The 13,615-nt window shown below is 38.3% G+C and carries 11 protein-coding genes; 6 read left to right on the plus strand and 5 right to left on the minus strand.

The window, feature by feature from the left end; genetic code table 11:
* Positions 1 to 66: 66 nt before the first annotated feature.
* The 5 genes from ACT3S9_RS17095 to ACT3S9_RS17115 all read left to right on the plus strand — a co-directional run bounded on the left by ACT3S9_RS17095 (position 67) and on the right by ACT3S9_RS17115 (position 6,315).
* Entirely contained in the window at positions 67 to 303 is a 237-nt protein-coding gene (locus tag ACT3S9_RS17095; RefSeq protein WP_441993351.1) for a hypothetical protein, read from the plus strand.
* Positions 304 to 427: 124 nt separating this feature from the next.
* Positions 428 to 667 (plus strand): hypothetical protein, encoded by a 240-nt coding sequence (locus ACT3S9_RS17100; RefSeq protein WP_441834313.1) that lies wholly within the window; start codon positions 428 to 430, stop codon positions 665 to 667.
* Between the two features lie 76 nt (positions 668 to 743).
* Positions 744 to 1,991 (plus strand): exonuclease SbcCD subunit D C-terminal domain-containing protein, encoded by a 1,248-nt coding sequence (locus ACT3S9_RS17105; protein WP_441993350.1) that lies wholly within the window; start codon positions 744 to 746, stop codon positions 1,989 to 1,991.
* Positions 1,988 to 5,638, plus strand: a complete 3,651-nt coding sequence (locus ACT3S9_RS17110; protein WP_441993349.1) for an AAA family ATPase — start codon at positions 1,988 to 1,990, stop codon at positions 5,636 to 5,638. The genes ACT3S9_RS17105 and ACT3S9_RS17110 overlap by 4 nt, the downstream gene beginning before the upstream one ends.
* 11 nt (positions 5,639 to 5,649) lie before the next feature.
* Positions 5,650 to 6,315 (plus strand): class I SAM-dependent methyltransferase, encoded by a 666-nt coding sequence (locus ACT3S9_RS17115; RefSeq protein WP_441994749.1) that lies wholly within the window; start codon positions 5,650 to 5,652, stop codon positions 6,313 to 6,315.
* 228 nt (positions 6,316 to 6,543) lie between these two features.
* Here ACT3S9_RS17115 and ACT3S9_RS17120 read toward each other — a convergent pair whose 3' ends face one another.
* Positions 6,544 to 7,923 (minus strand): hypothetical protein, encoded by a 1,380-nt coding sequence (locus ACT3S9_RS17120; RefSeq protein WP_444751139.1) that lies wholly within the window; start codon positions 7,921 to 7,923, stop codon positions 6,544 to 6,546.
* 102 nt (positions 7,924 to 8,025) lie between these two features.
* Positions 8,026 to 9,489 carry a dGTPase gene (gene dgt / locus ACT3S9_RS17125; RefSeq protein WP_441834318.1) on the minus strand — a complete coding sequence of 488 codons (1,464 nt, stop codon included), beginning with the start codon at positions 9,487 to 9,489 and terminating at the stop codon, positions 8,026 to 8,028.
* A 351-nt stretch (positions 9,490 to 9,840) separates the two neighbouring features.
* Between dgt and ACT3S9_RS17130 the strand changes: the two genes are divergently transcribed.
* On the plus strand, positions 9,841 to 11,037 hold the full coding sequence (locus tag ACT3S9_RS17130; RefSeq protein ID WP_441834319.1) for an alkaline phosphatase family protein: 1,197 nt from the start codon (positions 9,841 to 9,843) through the stop codon (positions 11,035 to 11,037).
* 7 nt (positions 11,038 to 11,044) lie between these two features.
* Here ACT3S9_RS17130 and ACT3S9_RS17135 read toward each other — a convergent pair whose 3' ends face one another.
* From ACT3S9_RS17135 to ACT3S9_RS17145, 3 genes are read right to left on the minus strand one after another with little or no spacing between them, the layout of a single operon-like run.
* Positions 11,045 to 12,382, minus strand: coding sequence for an ATP-binding protein (locus ACT3S9_RS17135; RefSeq protein WP_441834320.1), 1,338 nt, complete (start codon positions 12,380 to 12,382; stop codon positions 11,045 to 11,047).
* A complete protein-coding gene (locus tag ACT3S9_RS17140; RefSeq protein WP_441834321.1) occupies positions 12,372 to 13,064 on the minus strand; it encodes a response regulator transcription factor in 693 nt (230 codons plus the stop codon). Before ACT3S9_RS17140 ends, ACT3S9_RS17135 begins: the two co-directional genes overlap by 11 nt.
* Entirely contained in the window at positions 13,064 to 13,597 is a 534-nt protein-coding gene (locus tag ACT3S9_RS17145; protein ID WP_441834322.1) for a hypothetical protein, read from the minus strand. Before ACT3S9_RS17145 ends, ACT3S9_RS17140 begins: the two co-directional genes overlap by 1 nt.
* Positions 13,598 to 13,615: the final 18 nt, after the last annotated feature.

The raw sequence follows: 13,615 nt of genomic DNA on the forward strand, positions 1-13,615 counted from the left end.
CAATTCAGTCCTAATTCATGCATTTTAACTAAAGTGTTTATATTAATAGATATTTAAGGTGATTAGATGAAGTTTTATATTATAAAAAAAGCGTCTCGAATTGCTGCAATCCCAGCCGAGGAGGAACTCCTCGAAGACTATAAAAGTAAGGGATTCAAATTCGTTGAAGTTATAGCCGCAAGTGATAAAGAGGATGCTTTAGCACGTTCTCCAACGCGTTTAAAAAAACATAAAAAATGGCTTGTTTTATGCAGTACTTTTGCGCTTTTGGCAATAATAATTACGTTTTTGTCATTAAATTAAATTTAGTGCATTTTTTTGTTGATCTTTACCTACATTTATATTTAAAATCGCCCACTTTTTAAATTCAGGGGGTAAAAAGCGTTGTTTTTACCTTCACTAAATATAGTTAAAATGCGGTGGGCTTATGGATTTTTACATCCTAAAAAAACAACAAGAAATAATTGCAATCCCTGCAAATGAGCAAAGCTGCAAACAGTATTTGAACTCAGGCTATTTTTATATAGATAAAGTAGCAGCGTGCAATGAAAATAACGCCTTAAAGGTACTACAGAACAAACAGACTAAAGCTGTAAAAATACCTTTATTTTTAGGCTTACTTGCTTTGCCTATGATAGTTGTAGCTTGGTATAATTTAACTCCTTAAAGAATTAAACCCTGCTCTTGCATCTTGCTTTAGCTTGGGTATATTGACGCTCTTAACTATTATTTAAGAGCGTCACATGAAAGTCTTACATACCTCCGATTGGCATTTAGGCCAACAATTTTACGAACACTCCCGTAATCAAGAACATCAGGTATTTTTTGATTGGCTAATTACCACACTCGACGCTCAAAATATTGATTTATTATTAGTCGCAGGTGATATTTATCACACCGCTACACCACCTGCTAGCGCAGAAAATCAGCTCTATCAATTTATTAAAAAAGCAAAAAAGCGATGCCCAGGCCTTCACATTATTATTATTGCGGGTAATCACGATTCAGCCAATCGAATTATGGCTGCTCAGCCGCTACTTGCTCAGTTTGATACTGATGTAGTGGGGCGCTTTGATGCACAAAACCCAAATGATGTTGTCATCAAATTACACAACGCAAGCATTGAAGCTCATATCGTCGCTATGCCTTTTTTACGTGCAAGTGATGTTAGCCAGTTAAGTACCTCTAATAACGGCCTAGATTACGCACAAGGAGTTTCACAGGCATACAAGCAAACCATAGAGTTTGCTATAGAAAATAAAGCAGATACAACACCATTAATTATAATGGGCCATTTACATGCTAAAGGCGGAGATGTTTCTAGTGATTCGGAGCGTAACCTAGTAATAGGTGGTGAAGAAGCGATAACAGCCAATGTATTTAATGAATACGCCGATTATGTTGCCCTTGGCCATTTACATAAAGCACAGAAAGTCGCAAAGTCAGACATTATTAGATATTGCGGTACACCCATACCAATGTCATTTTCAGAACGTAAATACACTCATCAAGTAAATATAATTGACATTAATTGCGATGAAAAACATAAACTTAAGACAACTGTAAACCCCCTTTACATTCCTCGCTCAGCTGATCTCATCGTACTACCTGAAGGCGAGTGTGTTTCGCTATCAGTGCTGTGTGAACAAATTAAAGCATTAGATACAACAGAAAGTGAAATAGCACCTTATTTACGGGTAAAACTTAAGTCTAGTGATACTGACACCACATTTAGAGAGCAAATAGAACAAGCACTAAACGGCAAAAACATACGATTTTGTGGTATTGAGCGCGTACGCGAAAACACACAAACGCAAAGTGACACTCATCTATTTGAGGATTTAAACCAAGTAGAAATGCTCAATCCAATTAATTTATTAGAGCAAGCATTTGCCAGTGATAAAGATATGGCAGGACAAACCGTACCAGATGAATTAAAAGTTCTTTTAAACGAGGTTATAAACGAACTGACGGAGCAAGAACAACTATGAAAATAACCGCAGTACGCATACATAATTTAGCCTCAATTGGTGACGCAGAAATCGACTTCACTCAATCACCGTTAAAAAATGCAGGATTATTTGCTATAACTGGCGACACCGGCGCGGGTAAAAGTACAATTTTAGATGCAATCTGCTTAGCCCTGTACACTAAAACAGCAAGACTTAGAGGCGACAAAGGTAATTTAATTGACTTTAACGGTGATAGTATAAAGTTAAACGATCCGCGTAACTTATTGCGTAAAGGCAAGTGGGAAGGCTACGCTGAAGTCGATTTCCTAGGCCAAGATAAACAGCACTATCGTGCACGGTATTCAATACAAAGAACACATAAAAAGGTAACAGGTAAGTTAAAAACAGCCGAACACAGTTTGTTTACTTTGCCTGACGAAACTCTAATAGCAGATAAAAGCCTCACCTTAAAAGAAATTGAACATAAAATAGGTTTAAGCTTTGAACAGTTCTCTCGCGCCGTATTATTAGCACAGCATGAGTTTTCTGCATTTTTAAAGGCCACTGGTGATGAGCGTGCCCAGCTTTTAGAATGCCTTACGGGCACCGATAAATTTAGCCTGATTGGTAAACGTATTTATGAACGTCACAAAGAGCAAAAAGAAAAACTAGATTTACTCAAAGCAAGCTTAGCAAGCTACACCTTACTAACTGATGAGGAGCTGAAAGCTAACACTCAAGCATTTGCTGATTTAAAGCTGCAAATTGAAGACACTAAAAAAACAATAACGACCACAGAGCAGGGCATTAATTGGTATAAACAAGCCAATATTTTAGAGCAGGCGTTACAAAAAGCATTACAAAACCAACAACAAGCAAGCTCTGCGCTTGAAGCAATCGCACAGCAAAGTGAACAAGCAAAGCAGGCACAAAGCGCACTTGAAATTAAAGATAACCGCAATCACTTTAAAAACCTAGCCGCGCAAAAGAATAAACTTAAAACAAAAGAAAATGCTTTAAAAAGTGTCGATCACGAAGCAGAAATTAACTCCCTCACAAATAAGTTAGAAAAACACCGCAGCGCCTTGCTAACAGCTAAGCAGCAAAAACAAAGCGCTGAGCCAATTATCGCAAAAGCCCGTGAGCTTGACAGTCAGCTTGCTATGCAAACGCAAAAAATAACAAGCATAACTGAGCAAAGTGAAAAAGAGCAAAAGGAACTTGATCACCTACAGCACAAGCTTAAGCAAAGCAACGCTGAGCATAATGAAGCAAAACAAATGACTGGCCAGCATCAACAGTGGCTAAACCAACAAAGCCAACTGGAGCCATTAGCGAATGATTGGAATTACTACCAACACAGTTTTAAACAGTTTTTAAACACTAACGACCAAATAAAAATAACCACAGAGCAAAGCCAAAATTTAGCCCATGAGCTAGAAAAGCAAACCGTACAGCTTACGGCAAAAAATAAAGACTTAGCACTATGTGAGCAGACACTCGCAAGCGAACAAGAAAGCCTTAATTTGCTAAACCAGCAACAAGACCAATTTAATATTGAGCAATGCGATACAAAACTTAAAAGCATTGACTACTTAAAAGAGCAGCGAGAGCGTTATAAGCTATTTAACGTTGAGCTAAAACAAAGCACTCAACAGCAAAGTGCTGTTGCCATAAAGATGAGCCAGAGTGAGCAAAAACAAACAGCGTTTAAACAAGACCTCGCAACATGTGAGCAAACACTCAAACACAGCGAGTATGCCCTTAATCAAGCTCGCTTAAGAGCCAGTGAGAATGTTGAGCATTTACGTACACAACTCGCGCCTGGTGAGCCATGTGCTGTTTGTGGGGCAACCGAACATCCGTTTGTAAACAATCAACATCAGCAATTAAATAACTTAATAAGTGATTTTGAAAACGATTTTAAAAACGCTAAACAACAATATGAGCATGCTCAAGAAGCGCTTCATCAGCACCAAACTCAATATGCAGTATTAACTGGCGAACACACACAACATAGCCAAACGATAGAAATAGCAAAGGCTAAGCAACTTGAAATAAAAAACATAATGGAAGCATCGCGCAGTGAACTGAATAACTTAACTCCAGAGCAGCTTGATGTAACTTACACACAACTCAGTGAAAAAAAAGCACGGTATTTTGAAACCGAAAAACACCAAAGTACCTTGCGAAAAAAAGTAAACCAACTGCTAAGTACCTTAAAAGAAGAGCAACAAGCACAACAAAAACTACACGGCCAACATATTGATTTAACTAACCAGTTAAACCAGCTGAAGATCAAACTGAGCGAATTAAATACACAAGTAAACGAATTAACCACAGCGCTAAATTCACAATTTGAACATAGTGATTTTTGGCAACAACTACAAAATAACACTCTAAATCTAACGGCTCTAAACCAGCAGGTTGAGCAGTACCAGCAAACAAAAGACTTGCTAGAGCAAACTAAAAAGCAAGTCAATACTGCTGAAGAGCAGATAGATCAGCTTACGCCACTTATAAGTAATGCAGCGCAAAGTTTAAAAAAACTAGATGAAAACTTAAACAACGAACAGCAAAAGCAAAATATCACACAGAGTGAGCGCTTAGCGCTATTTAATAACCAACAAATTAGTGCAGATGACTACCAAACAAAGCTAGCTACGCAGCAAGAACAAAGCCAAACACAGTTTTATGAAAGTCAAAAAGCTTACAATGACGCGATAAAACAACGCGACGAACACACTATAACGCTTCAAAACTGCCAACAACGTCTGCTTGAAAACGCTAAAGAGCAAGCTACACTTGAAGCGCGTTATAACCAGTGGTTTGCTGAATTTAAAACCGTGTATGTTGATGCAAACCATGAACAAGTCGCTATTTTACTGAGCTTGAGTCATGACGATATTAAAGCGCACTTAAAACAACATGAACAATTAGTGCAAGCTTTAGTTGATGCAAACGCCGCCTTAAAACAACAACAAAACACACTGGCACAACATCAAAGCAGCGAAAAACCACCACAAACACAAGCAGAACTTAGTGAGCAACTAACTAATTTAAATGAGCAACAAACGGCATTACACAAATCACAACTTGAAATTAACACCGCGATTGAGCAGCACAACCAAAACAGCCATGCACTACAACGTAGGCAAACCGAGTTAATTACTTTGCAAAAAAACGTTGAGCAATGGCATGTGCTTAATAAAGTATTAGGCGATGCAACAGGTAAAACCATGCGCAATTTAGCGCAAACTCAAACGTTAAAAATACTGCTGCATTATGCCAATAGCCACTTAAAAATACTGAACAAACGCTATGAACTAACCGCTATCGCACAGTCGCTTGATATTGCCATAACTGACCGCGACATGGCCGATGAGCAACGTTCTGTTAATACTTTATCGGGCGGGGAGTCATTTTTAGTTTCTTTAGCTTTAGCACTTGGCTTAGCTTCATTATCGTCAAATAAAATACAAATTAACTCTTTGTTTATTGATGAAGGGTTTGGTACGTTAGATAGTGAAACATTAAGCATAGCAATGGATGCCCTTGACTCATTACAAGCACAAGGGCGTAAGGTAGGAGTAATATCCCATGTATCACAAATGACCGAACGGGTTGCAACACAAGTAAATGTTGTTAAAAAGCCCGGTGGATATTCAACGGTTGAGATAATTTAAAGGAGCATTTAATGCCTATATTTAATGCACAAAAAGCATCGGAATATGATTCGCAGATAACACGTTTAGTCCCAGGTTATGAATTATTACACAGCACCACCGCCGCACAATTAGCTGTAACCTTAAAAGATAACGCCCATATTTTAGTCGTAGGCGCAGGTACAGGTAAAGAAATAGCAGAACTGGCAACTATAAATTCAACTTGGCAGTTTACCGCACAAGATACATCCAGCGACATGCTTGATATTGCTAAGCAGCGTTTTATTGATTTAAGCATCACTGACAGAGTGACTATTCACCATGGCTCCCCCTGTGAAATTAAACAGCAAGCGGATGCCGCTTTATGTTTATTGGTAATGCACTTTGTTGCTGATAATGGAGATAAAAAAGACCTTTTAAGTGCTATAGCAACTCAACTAAAATCACAAGGGAAGCTATTTATAGCTGATTTAATGCGCCCAGAAACGAGTTATGAGCAAGATGCGCAGCTCGTTTTATGCCAAGAATTCGGCTTAAGTGAGGCAGCCGCCGATCGTATGAAGCATAATTTTGAACATGAATTTTATCCGTTGGACCGCATTCGTTTTGCTGATTTACTTGAAGAATGTGGATTTAATGCCGCTAAACTCTACTTTAAAACACTAGGCTTTAGTGGTTATGTGAGCCAAAAGCGTTAAAACTTATTTTTACAGCAAACGCGAATAATTTAATCATTATTCGCGTAAATTTGTATTAACAGATTGCTAAACCACCGCCCGGCGCTTTAGTGATAACAGTGATAACAGTGATAACAGTGATAACAGTGATAACCAGTTAAAGACAGTCCTAGCGCACTATCAAACCACTGATACAAAATGAACTTACCTATTCTAACCTTGGATCAAAAGCTGAATGACCACGTATACTTAGTCGTCTGTTGTAAGCTGCTTCGCACGTTGCTCTGCATCAATTAAAGCTTGCGATTTAGGCTCCGTTTTTGCTTCAACGATAGTTGGTTTTTGTGTACTTTCGGGATCCCAGCTTGGATCGAGTGATAAATTAGCGAAAGGGTTTGATGAATCAGCCTTCTTGGTTTTAGGTTGGTGGCTTTGAGATTCAGTAACATCGCATTCAGGCTCTTTAACTTCAAATGCTTGCGGCTCTAAATCTTTGGCTTTTAAACTCTCTTTTGCGACGTCCTCATCATTTACCTCTGCCGCTTCCTTATCACATAGATTCGGTGAGATAGTCTGATTTTTTCCTGGGGTTTCACTTTGTGGCGTCGATAAATGAGTGTTAGCTGCTGATGACTTTATATATCCTTTTTGCCCAGGCAGTGGAGAATTCGGATCGTAGATGCGAATTTCAGGCTCATCAAAGTCATGTACTTTTTTTATATCGGGGTGTGACTCCTTACTTTTCTCAGGTTCTGGACTTGATGTTAGTGATTGCTCATCTAATGGGTGTGGTTCAAACACCGGATAATCAATTTCAGGTTTATCTGTTTTAGACTCGTTAATCTGTGGTTCGGCGCTTTCTGCTTCAGTAATTTTTGACTTTTGAGAACTCACATCAACAGTTGATGATAGCGCTTTATCTTCAGTCTCCGCCAGCGTCTTTGGTTGCGCTTTGGCTTTAGTTGCAAGTTGACTAGCTTGGCCAGATAAAACGCTATGACTAATTTTATCATCAGTGGCTTTATTCTTTTTGCGCAAACGCGGCACGATAACTCCTAAAAATAACAAAATTAATATCAGTAACACGCTTGGTATTAAAAAAGGTGTTTGTTGATTACTCGGTGTTTCAGGTTTTCCGGCTGGTATTGCAGGCCCTGTTACTTTAGAAGAGACAGTTTCTTTAAGTGCCTCAGAAGTTGCAGTGTTAGCTTTTATACTTTCAAGCGGGACAGTTTCAGGCTGAGCACTTTTTGGTGCGACAGCGACACTATCAACCGTTTCAGTTTGATTATTAACCGGCTGTGGTTGCTCAACAATATCTTCTGGCACTACTTTAGTTTGTGTCTTATTTATTGGCTTAGCCGTAGGTTGTGTCACAATTGGCTTTATCGGCTCTGGAGTCTCTGTGTTAGTTTGGGGGTTAATTTGGATGTTTTTACTAGGTGTGTTACTCCCATCCTCTGCGGCCGGCTGAGGCTTATTACAGTTATTTTTATAATCTCGTGCAGCATTACGATAATTACGACTACCTTGATTATCGCTGTACTGATTAATTTGTTGTTTGAGTAATATACACATCGCTTCGTTGTATTCGTTGTATTTTGCCTGGCTTGCAAAACTCAATGTCATTAACCCCAAGCATCCACATAACTTATAAATATTCATAATAAAAGTAACTACTTTTCAACATAATGGTTCAATATTATGTGCTTGAGCACAATTAATCCATAGCTAATCAATCACCATAAAAGTGCGATATTCATCATAGGCAAACTGATCTGTCATACCACTGATATAATCTTGTAGTAGTCGGCAACGATAATAAAATTCATAAGCAATAAAATGATCAGGCTCTGCCGGCATAGTTTCAAGAGCATGTTGATAGCTACTTAAATGTTTTTTAGACAGCTTCTTAACTAGTCTGGACTCTAATAAGTACTGCTGATCACCACTTAATGTACGCTTAAATTGTTCATGCGTTAAAACCAATAATGGCCGGTAGCAATCAAGTAGTCCGGTAATTATTCTATATCCTTGTAGCTCTAGCCTTTCAACTTCTTTATGCGAAAAAACATTTTCTAAAGCTACTTGTTTTAATGTTTTAGTTACCGCGTGCAAATGGCTACGATCTTCTAATAGAGCTTGATTAAAATGACCATGAAAAACAGCTTCAATATTACTAATAAAACGCTCTGCGGCATAATTAACTAGTGGGTGTAGTAAGGTAACGCGTAAATAAATAAAAAACTCACTATTAAAATTATAGGGTTGTTTTTTAGCTTTATCGCGCGCGTAATTAACTGCTTTATCTACAAAGTCTGAGTGTTTTGTATTGTCTAATGTTATGTTTATAAGTGCTCGTTTATAATGTTGTTTTAATTTTTCACACAACCCATCGACACTAATAATATCTTTTTCAACCGCATCTTCAATATCAGCTAAACAATACGAAATATCATCTGCAGCTTCCATTATATAGCTTGCTGGATGGCGGCAATATGGCTCCATTTCTAGCTCTTTTTGTAGTGTTTCAACAAAGCTTTTCTCGCTGAAATAATAGCCTACTTTTTTCATTAGGTAATTTTTAGATACTGGAATATCTTTTTTTGTCATTGTGCCAAGCCGTGTATATTTTAAAATACCCGCAGTTTGGCTATAGGTTAAATTTAGGCCTAACAAAGAATGAACAATGCGAATCCCTTGTGCATTACCTTCGAAATGACTGATATCTTGCGCTAGGTGCTTAAACACCATGCCAATCCCTGAATATGGATCAGCACATAATTTTGGTGTTAATTGAGGTAAGTTTTTTTCAAACCAATGATTAATCGCTGCTTCACCAAAGTGCCCAAAAGGGGGATTGCCGATATCGTGCATCAAACAAGCCATCTCAACCAAGCTCTCAAGAGGTCTTTCGAGTCCAGTTAAGCCAAATTCTTGTTGTTGTTGGTCTGTTAAATAGTAAAAAATACGCTGTACAATAAAGCGGCCCACTTGCTGCACTTCTAGCGAATGGGTTAGCCTGGATCGCACAGCAGCATTACGCTCCAACGGAAACACCTGCGTTTTTTGTTGCAGACGTCGAATGGCTGCACTATTAATAATGCGCCCACGATCGCTTTCAAGCGCCATTTGCAACTTACCTGAGGTGCGTAGTGGACGTACTGAGGTTATTTTTTTACTAAAGTCGATCATGCGGGTCCTCTAAATAGCTAAGCTTTAATCTAACAACTTGTATAATAGATTAAAATATCAATTTTTATTTACATCATTACTTTAAACTTACCCAGCTATTAATATAAAATTCCGGTAAAAGCGCGTACCAACTTTCTGTTAAGGTGGACCAAAAGGCTTTTAGGTATGATGCAAGGCAGCACAGAACATTATTACTGTATTAAATTTACCTGATTTTATTTGCTCTATTTATTTGTGTAATGATGATTTTTAGCTCTATTCATAGTAAAAATCAAAAGCAAAACTTAAATAAACTAAATAAAAAGACATCACCGCCACTAAAGAAAAATTCAGCAATTGGGATCATAAAATATGCAGCACGTTTTTTGCCTTTTATTAATTAGTATTATTTCATTTAGCGCCTTTAGTCATGACGAAGATAGTAGTAGCGTCGTTTTGATTTCCCTTGATGGTTTTCGTTGGGATTACATTGAAAAACACAATGCGACTAACTTAGCAGCAATGGCTAAAAATGGTGTGAGGGCGAATAAAATGCGCCCAGTGTATCCAACAAAAACCTTTCCTAATCACTTATCCATTATTACCGGGTTACTGCCAATTAATCATGGGATTGTGGATAATCAATTTTGCGATAAAGCCCGTAACGATTGCTATAGCATGGGCAAAGGGAAAAATGACAGCACCTGGGTTAACGGTATACCGCTTTGGAATTTAGCGCGTATGCAAGGTCTTAAATCAGCGACGTACTTTTGGCCTGAGTCAGATGCACGTTTTAACGGCATGCTTCCTAATTATTTTTATCATTACTCACAGCAAAGTGACTACCATCAACGTATTGATCAAATTATTCAATGGCTAAAATTACCAGAACAAAGTCGCCCTCAATTAGTAATCAGCTACTTTTCTTTAGTCGATAGTATGGGTCATAAATTTGGCCCTGATGCGCCACAAACACGCCAAGCCGTACAAACTCTAGATCAGTTAATGGGTGAGTTGCAAACACAACTCGCTAGCTTAGATAAACCAGTAAACTTAGTGATTGTATCAGATCACGGCATGAGCAAAATAGATAAACAGCAAGGTATTGCTATCGACAGCCTCCCTCAAAGCGATAAGTTTAACGTTAAAAATACCGGTCCAAGGGTATTAATTTACGCTAATGAAGATACTAGCGAAGACGAAATTAATGATTATAAGCAACGTTTAAGTCAAGCTTCGAAAGGGCGTTATAGTGTACTTAGTAAACAACAACGTAAAAACTACCATTATCAAAAAAATAGCCGTACAGGGGATATAATTTTACAAACGACGGCACCTAAGGTTTTTTCTGATCATGGGGAAGTGGGCTATTTAGGCACACATGGATTTGCATACACAGACGATATGGCTGCAACTTTTATCGCCACTGGTCCAGCGTTTAAAGAGGGTATAACATTAAACGAAGTCAGTAACCTTGATATTTACCCTATGATTACAAAAGTATTAGGGCTCAAGGTTCTAAGCAAAATTGATGGCGATGGTAGTACATTGTGGCCAGCGCTTAAGTAGGCGCGTTTTAATCAGAGTTGTCCGTGATGGTGGCGCAAAAACCACCGCTATTACTGGTTAAATCGAGCAACAGATTGTGCCTATTACAAATAGCTTTAACGGTCGCAAGCCCTAAGCCAAACCCTTCATGCTGACGCGCAGGATCGCCACGATAAAAGCGTTTCGTGAGTTGACTTAATTGTGTTTTTTCAACCCCTGAACCATCATCACTAATGCTCAAAGAGCCTGCATCAATGGTGATTGAAATGCGGGCCTCAGTACCTGCATATTTAATTGCGTTATCAAGTAAATTAAAAAATGCCTGAAATAATAAATTTTTGTCGCCTTGTAAAATCAAGGGGGCCGTACAATAAAGTGTGATTTGTTGCTGATTACAATCAGCACTTGGCTGCAACATATCAATAAGGTCTTCGGCCAATAACTGACAATCAATGCGTTGTAAATTAAGCGGAAACTTGCCATTTTCTAATCGAGTTAGTTTCAGCATTGCATCAAACGTATTGATAATCGTATCAAGTTGCTCTATTTCTAAACCTATTTCAGGAAAGTGAGCAGCTTGCTGCTCTAAGTTTAATCTTAAGCGCGTAAGCGGTGTTTTTAAATCATGAGCAATATTGTCGGTAATCCCTTGTACTAAAGCAAAATTGTCTTCCACGGCATCGAGCATCGTATTAATATGCGCACCCAGCCTGTCAAACTCATCACCCTTTTTTTTATGACTGATGCGAGCAGATAAATCACCATTTTGTACTTGTTCTGCCGTGCTATTAAAATAATGCACTCTGCGTAAATGTCGCCTCGCAAATATATAACCAAATAGCCCCGTTAATAATAAACTAATTAAACAGGCCCATAATGCAACGGTTTTAAATTCAATGATCAGTTGCTGTAAATTCTCAGTCGCGGTCGCTAAAACAATATCACCATGAGAAGTATGGACAATCCCGGTGGTTAATAAACGAATTTTTCCACGTTGCGCATCTAATACAGGGAATACAATAGTTTTAGGTAAAGCAGGAATATTTTCAGGTAAAAAGCTTAGCTGCTGGCTTTGCTCGCCGTCACTATGCCAAAAAAGTAGCAGTTCACTTTCATTACGAAACACCTCTAATTGAGAATAAAAACTGCTTGAAGAAAATTCGTTCGCTAAGCCTTCAATACGTACTTTTTCTGCGGTAAGGCGCCGTTCGACTTGACGGTTTTGTTCGCCTAATAATAATTGATAAATTAAGACTACGGTCAGCACTAGCATGACCGACATAATCACTGCAAACCCTAAGGTTAAACGCCATACAGAGCTACTACGTGGGTCAATTTGACGCCAAGCTGAGTCTTTAATTGGCATTTATCTGCTCTTTGGTAAGGCGGTAACCAACACCACGAATAGTTTCGATACAAACTAATGCATTCAATTGCTGTAGTTTTTTACGAAGCCTAGCTATATGCACATCAATTACATTTGTACCCGGATCAAAATGGTACTCCCAAACTGATTCAAATAATAATGTACGGGTAACTAACTTGTCAGGATGTTCGAGTAAAAAGCGCAATAATTTAAACTCTTTCGGTTGTAAGCTTAGTATCTTTTCGTCAACGCCCGCTTTATGGCTTGCATAGTCTAAGTGTAAATTAGCTAAGCTTAACTGTGTGCTAAGAGGCTGCTGCACCGTGTGGCGTCTAATAAGATTCTCGACTCTAATTGCTAATTCAGAAAACGCGAATGGTTTAACTAAATAATCGTCACCTCCTGCTTTTAAGCCAGTTACACGATCGTCTACTTTATCTAGGGCTGATAAAATCAAAACAGGGGTCGTTTTACCCGTCGCTCTTAATGCGGCTAACACTTGTATCCCATCTAGCTTGGGTAACATTCGGTCTAATACAATTATATCGTGATCTTCGCACGTTGCTAACAGTAATCCTTGTTGACCATCAGTGGCAGTATCAACAGTATAGCCTTGCTCACTAAACGCTTTATATAAAAAGTCACGATTTTGCTTATCGTCTTCAACCAATAATAGCTTCATTAATTTCCCCACCTTAATAAAGGTAAATTTTTACCTGTGGTTAAATCAATTGCTTTTTTGTGGCGCCCGCGCTCATTAACAAATGTGGCTACCATATAAGTAATACCCATATCTTGCTCTAACTGGGCTTCAATTAAATAGTGTTCGCTTGAGTCATTCAGTTTTGCCACTAATAACTGCATGGTATAGCCTTTTTTTTGCATAATATCTGCGGCGGCGATCTCATCTTGTTCATCAAGTTCAGGCGCTTCATACTCTAACTCAATTAAGTGGCCATCTTTATCTAACAATAATTCAATAAAGCGTTTTCGGTTAGCCTGATATAACGTGACTTCGTAGGTCGTTTTACCTTTTTCAAACTCAAGTTCAAACTCTACAATGACCGCTTCGCTCTTATATTTATTTTCTACTTTTTCTAAAATAGCCGTTGGCGTGGCTGATTTAGCATGATGCAACTTTTCATAAGTCGCAGAGCTTGCGGCACTACTTATCGATGAGATAAATAACAAACTGAATAATAGTACTTTCTTCATCATAAACCTCAAAAAATA

This window comes from Pseudoalteromonas sp. AOP31-A2-14 (assembly GCF_052378035.1).
In the GTDB taxonomy this organism is placed as follows: Bacteria; Pseudomonadota; Gammaproteobacteria; order Enterobacterales; family Alteromonadaceae; genus Pseudoalteromonas.

Bases quoted from the DNA above. Each gene is read 5' to 3' on its own strand.
- ACT3S9_RS17095 (WP_441993351.1), top strand. From the start codon at position 67: ATGAAGTTTTATATTATAAAAAAAGCGTCTCGAATTGCTGCAATCCCA.
- ACT3S9_RS17100 (WP_441834313.1), top strand. From the start codon at position 428: ATGGATTTTTACATCCTAAAAAAACAACAAGAAATAATTGCAATCCCT.
- ACT3S9_RS17105 (WP_441993350.1), top strand. From the start codon at position 744: ATGAAAGTCTTACATACCTCCGATTGGCATTTAGGCCAACAATTTTAC.
- ACT3S9_RS17110 (WP_441993349.1), top strand. From the start codon at position 1,988: ATGAAAATAACCGCAGTACGCATACATAATTTAGCCTCAATTGGTGAC.
- ACT3S9_RS17115 (WP_441994749.1), top strand. From the start codon at position 5,650: ATGCCTATATTTAATGCACAAAAAGCATCGGAATATGATTCGCAGATA.
- ACT3S9_RS17120 (WP_444751139.1), bottom strand. From the start codon at position 7,923: ATGACATTGAGTTTTGCAAGCCAGGCAAAATACAACGAATACAACGAA.
- dgt (WP_441834318.1), bottom strand. From the start codon at position 9,489: ATGATCGACTTTAGTAAAAAAATAACCTCAGTACGTCCACTACGCACC.
- ACT3S9_RS17130 (WP_441834319.1), top strand. From the start codon at position 9,841: ATGCAGCACGTTTTTTGCCTTTTATTAATTAGTATTATTTCATTTAGC.
- ACT3S9_RS17135 (WP_441834320.1), bottom strand. From the start codon at position 12,382: ATGCCAATTAAAGACTCAGCTTGGCGTCAAATTGACCCACGTAGTAGC.
- ACT3S9_RS17140 (WP_441834321.1), bottom strand. From the start codon at position 13,064: ATGAAGCTATTATTGGTTGAAGACGATAAGCAAAATCGTGACTTTTTA.
- ACT3S9_RS17145 (WP_441834322.1), bottom strand. From the start codon at position 13,597: ATGAAGAAAGTACTATTATTCAGTTTGTTATTTATCTCATCGATAAGT.